At 60.8% G+C, this 5,044-nt stretch carries 5 protein-coding genes; all 5 read left to right on the top strand.

What is annotated here, in order from left to right; all coding sequences use genetic code 11:
• Positions 1-291 precede the first annotated feature (291 nt).
• From rdgC to HF854_RS12020, 5 genes are read left to right on the top strand one after another with little or no spacing between them, the layout of a single operon-like run.
• Positions 292-915 carry a recombination-associated protein RdgC gene (gene rdgC, locus HF854_RS12040; RefSeq protein WP_168936499.1) on the top strand — a complete coding sequence of 208 codons (624 nt, stop codon included), beginning with the start codon at positions 292-294 and terminating at the stop codon, positions 913-915.
• A 16-nt stretch (positions 916-931) separates the two neighbouring features.
• On the top strand, positions 932-1,459 hold the full coding sequence (locus HF854_RS12035; protein WP_072332943.1) for a hypothetical protein: 528 nt from the start codon (positions 932-934) through the stop codon (positions 1,457-1,459).
• A 15-nt stretch (positions 1,460-1,474) separates the two neighbouring features.
• Entirely contained in the window at positions 1,475-2,503 is a 1,029-nt protein-coding gene (locus HF854_RS12030) for an ABC transporter permease (protein WP_303933192.1), read from the top strand.
• Between the two features lies 1 nt (position 2,504).
• Positions 2,505-3,341, top strand: coding sequence for an ABC transporter permease (locus HF854_RS12025; RefSeq protein WP_040369298.1), 837 nt, complete (start codon positions 2,505-2,507; stop codon positions 3,339-3,341).
• A gap of 9 nt (positions 3,342-3,350) precedes the next feature.
• Entirely contained in the window at positions 3,351-4,970 is a 1,620-nt protein-coding gene (locus HF854_RS12020; protein ID WP_168936498.1) for a DNA repair protein RecN, read from the top strand.
• Positions 4,971-5,044: the final 74 nt, after the last annotated feature.

The following is a 5,044-nucleotide window of genomic DNA, read 5'->3' as shown; positions in this document are numbered from 1 at the left end:
CTACTTTACCTTGCTTTGGCCTGTATCCTTTGGAGAAAACTGGTATAGCAAGGTGTATGCCGGACATTCTCTAAATGTATGGATCATCCGGATGCGCCTTGCCCCAGCTACCAGAAGCCTTCCGGAAATGCTCACTGTGGCTCCCCGGCTAAAAATCTTCCTGCCAGGCCGATCCAGACCTTTGTCCTGCGCCGGCGATGACGCATCCACGGGCTTCGGACTTGCAAGAATCTGCCGCACTGCGTACAAGAATGACACGCCTCCTGGCGCATATCACAGAAAGGAGCCAGTATGGGTTTTTGTAATGCTTCGTGCAGCTTTACCCGTTTCAGGATCATCGACCCCATCCCTTCGGAACTTTGGACGCAGATCCCCGACAAGCTGCGCCAGTTCGCCTTCCGGGACATCGACGACCTGCCCGAGATGCAGGCCTATGGCTGGGTATGCTTCGAGGATATGCTGGACTCCGAATGGCGGACGGCCCCGCCGCACAAAGGTGCCTATCTGCTCTTCTCCCTGCGTCTGGATACCCGGCGCATCCCGGTCGCTGTCATCAAAAAGCATCTGACCCTGGCACTGAAGGCCGAAAAGGAAAAAATGCAGGAACAGGGCAAAAAGTTCATTTCCCGTGAGCGCAAGAAGGAACTCAAGGAACAGGTCCTGCTTCGCCTGCGGCAGCGCTTCCTGCCCATCCCGGCCGAGTTCAATGTCATCTGGGCAACGGATCGTAATGAGGTCTGGTTTGCCTCCACCCAGGGGAAGATGATCGATCTGTTCATGGAGGCATTCCTCAACTCCTTCGAACTGCATCTTGAGCAGATCACCCCGTACAGCCTGGCCGAGACCATGCTCGACGAAGCGACCATGAGCCGTCTGGATCGTATCGAAGCCACACAGTTCGCCGCCCTTTCCTGATTCACGAGGTCATCCCATGAGTGATACACCCTGTCTGGATTCTACGGACAACATTCTTGGCCAGGAGTTCCTTACCTGGCTGTGGTACCAGAGCGATGTGGCGCCCGGGGCCTTTGTGGACAAGGAAGGCCAGCCCTTCTCTGTCTCCATGGAACAGCGTATCGTCGTCCAGGGCGGCGAAGGGGACGCCAAAGAAACGGCGACCGTTGCCGGGACCCTCTCCCCTCTTCGCGAGGCCCGTTTCGGCCTTGGCACGGGGAAAAAAGTCACCCGCGCCCTCATCCGACTTGAAAAGGAAGAACTGGCCTTCCAGTTCACCCTCAAGGCCGAAGACTTCACCCTGGGCAGCCTGAAGACTCCCAAGGTGGAAAAGCCTGAAGAGGATGACGACCCGGACGCCATGCTGCTGGAAAAGATCTACCTGATGGAAGTCTGCCTCGGCCTGCTGGACAGCCTGTATGCCCGCTTCCTCCAGCTGCGCCTTTCGCCGCAATGGCAGCAGGAGGTGGCCGACATGCGGCAGTGGATGACCCGGACGGAATAATAACGGAGGATATGCGTGCAGGCGGTCTGTTCATCCCGCAATGCGGCCCTGCTGCAGCTGACGTTGCGCATCGTGCGCAAACTGCTGTGGATGCTGCTGGTCTTATGGGGGATCACCCTCATCAGCTTTTGGGTCATCCATCTCGCGCCCGGTTCGCCCACCGATATGGAAACGACCCTCAATCCTCTGGCCGGTGAGGCGGCCCGCCAGCGGCTGGAGGCCCTGTACGGCCTGGACAAACCCCTGCATGTACAATATCTGGACTGGCTCTCACGCCTGGTACGTCTGGATTTCGGCCTGTCCATGTCAGCGGACGGGCGGCCCGTGCTGGACAAGATTATGGAGCGCCTGCCCCTGACCGTGGGCATGAACGTCATCTCCCTGATCCTGACGCTCATCATCGCCATCCCCATCGGCATCCTTTCGGCCTGCCGCCAGAATTCCCTTCTGGATCGGGGCGTGACGGTCTTCGTCTACCTCGGTTTTGCCATGCCCTCGTTCTGGCTGGCATTGCTGCTGATGCTGTTTTTCGGTATCCATCTGCAATGGCTGCCTATTTCCGGCCTGACGTCCATGAATTTCGACAGTCTCGGCCCTGTGGACAAGGTGCTTGATCTGGCGCAGCATCTGGCTTTGCCGATCCTGGTCTATACCATCGGCAGCCTGGCGGGCATGTCCCGCTACATGCGGGCCTGCATACTCGAGGTCCTGCGACAGGACTACATCCTGACAGCCCAGGCCAAAGGCTTGTCCCCCCGCACGATCATCTGGCGCCATGCCCTGCGCAATGCCCTGCTCCCGGTCATCACCCTGCTGGGCCTCTCTGTACCCGGGCTCATCGGCGGCAGCGTCATCATCGAGTCCATCTTCGCCCTGCCGGGGCTGGGGCAATTGTTCTATGCGGCGGTCATGGCCCGTGACTACACCATGATCATGGGCAACCTGGTCCTGGGGGCCGTGCTGACCCTGCTGGGGAACCTGCTGGCGGATGTCTGCTACGGCCTGGCCGATCCGCGTATCCGCAGCAGCCGGGAGGTTCGCTGATATGTGTGGTCCCTTGCTGCGTCGCTTTCTCGGCCGTCATCTCATGCTCTGCCTGGGGCTGGGCATCGTACTGGTCATGTCTCTGGCAGCGCTGTGTGCTCCCCTGCTCGCGCCCTATGATCCCAATGCCCTGCATCTGGATCACATTCTGGAGCCGCCGTCCTCCATGTTCTGGCTGGGTACGGACCGTCTGGGGCGGGACGTTTTTTCCCGGCTGCTCTACGGCGGACAGATCTCGTTGTGGGTCGGCTTTGTCGCTGTGGGCATTTCCGTCAGCATCGGGACGGGACTGGGCCTGATCAGCGGCTATTTCGGCGGTCTGGTGGATGAAGGGATCATGCGCGGTGTGGACATCATGCTCTGCTTTCCCTCGTTTTTCCTGATCCTTTCGGTCATCGCCTTTCTGGAACCGAGCCTGACCAACATCATGATCGTCATCGGCCTGACCTCATGGATGGGGGTCGCCCGTCTGGTCCGTGCCGAGACCCTGAGCCTGCGCCAGCGGGATTTCGTATCGGCGGCGCGTTTGTCCGGCTGCTCTACCTGCCGGATATTGCTGCGCCACATCCTGCCCAACACGCTGGCCCCGGTGCTCATTTCCGCCACGCTGGGCGTGGCCGGCGCCATCCTGGTGGAATCGGGGCTCAGTTTCCTCGGGCTTGGTGTCCAGCCGCCCACGGCCAGCTGGGGGAACATGCTCATGGAAGGCAAGACCGTCCTGGAAGATGCCCCCTGGCTTTCCTTTTATCCGGGTGTCGCCATCCTGGTGACCGTGCTGGGCTACAACCTGCTGGGCGAAAGCCTGCGTGACCTCCTTGATCCCCGTCTCAAAAAATAGGTCCTATCCATGCTGGAATATTTGCGTATTCGCAACCTCGCTCTCATCGAAGACGCCGAACTCGACTTTGCCCCGGGCATGAACGTGCTCACCGGCGAAACAGGGGCAGGCAAAAGCTTTATCCTCAAAGCCCTGGGCTTTCTGCTGGGCGACAGGCTGGGCGCCGATATGGTACGGCAGGGAGCGGAAAAGGCCCAGGTCGAAGCACAGTTCCAGATGGACGGACGGGAGATCGTCATCCGGCGCAGCCTGTTGGCCGAGAGCGGCCGCAGCCGCCTGTACGTTGATGATGCCCTGCGCTCCCAGGAATGCGTGCGTTCCCTGCGGGAGCAGCTGCTGGCCCATGCCAGCCAGCACGGACAGCAGCAGTTGCTGCAGCCTGCCTTCCAGGCCCGGCTCATGGAAAGCACCTTGAAGGATCCCGACCTGTTGCGCCGGCGTGACGAGCTGCTGGAGCAGCTGCGCTCCGTAGAGGCCCGCCGCAAGGAGCTGCGGGCCCGGGAGGCCCACCTTCTGGAGCGCCGGGACATTCTGGAGATGCAACAGCAGGAGATCGACAGGGTCGCCCCTGAAGCCGGGGAAGAAGAACGCCTTGAAGAGCAGCGGGCCATCGTCCGTGCCGCCGAACAGACCCGCGAGCAGTATGAGCTGGCGCTGGGCCTGCTTCACGGTGAGGAAGAACCCGGCCTGCTCGATATGCTGGGACGGCTGGAGCGCTGCCTGCACCAGATGGCGCGGACAGACGACTCCGTCAGCGAAGATGCCGATGCCGTCACGGCCCTGCGTCAGCAGCTTTCCCATCTGAGCGGCCGTTTGCGCCGTCCTCCCCTGCCGGAAGACATGCCCGATGTGGAACAGATGGAGGAGCGGCTCTACGCTTTGGCCCAGCTCAAGCGCAAACTGCACCGTTCGCTGGACGAGATCCTGGAGCTGCGCGAAGAGATCCGTGAAAACATCTCCTTCCTCGATGCCTGCGCGCTGGACATCACTCTGCTGGACAAGGAAGAAAAGCAGCTGGCCGCCCAGCTGCAGGAGGTGCTTTCCGCCCTGCTCCCCCAGCGCCGCGAAGCTGCCGCGGACTTCGCCCGTCAGCTGGAAGAAGAACTGCGCCAGCTGGGATTCTCCGAACAGGTCCGGGTCATCCCCGATTTCATGCCGCAGGAAGTCTGGCCCGGCCTGATGGATGAGAAGGTGCGTATCCTCTGGGCCCCCAACCCCGGCCAAGCTCCCCAGCCGCTGGACCGGATCGCTTCGGGCGGCGAGCTTTCCCGTTTCTTGCTCGCCCTCATGAGCGTCCGCCCCAAAGCGGAAAGTGCGACCTATATCTTTGACGAAGTGGATGCCGGCGTGGGCGGTCTTACATTAAACAAGCTTGCGGAAAAGCTGGAAAATCTTGCTAAGCAGCGGCAAATGCTGGTCATCACGCACTGGCCGCAGCTGGCAGCCCGGGCACAAAAGCATTTCCAGATCAGCAAGACCATTCGGGACAATGCCACGTTCACGACCTGCGTCCCGCTCGATGCCCGCCAGCGCCATGCGGAACTGGTGCGCATGGCAGGGGGAGGCCAGCAGGGCGAAGCCCTGGCGGCCAGCCTTGAAGGGCGCAGTTATCAGCTGACGATGTTCTAAGAGAATGTCCGGCATACACCTTGCTATACCAGTTTTCTCCAAAGGATACAGGCCAAAGCAAGGTAAAGTAGTCC

It is taken from the genome of Desulfovibrio piger (assembly GCF_012843875.1).
Taxonomy (GTDB): Bacteria; Desulfobacterota; Desulfovibrionia; order Desulfovibrionales; family Desulfovibrionaceae; genus Desulfovibrio.
This window is presented reverse-complemented; position numbering and strand designations above follow the sequence as displayed.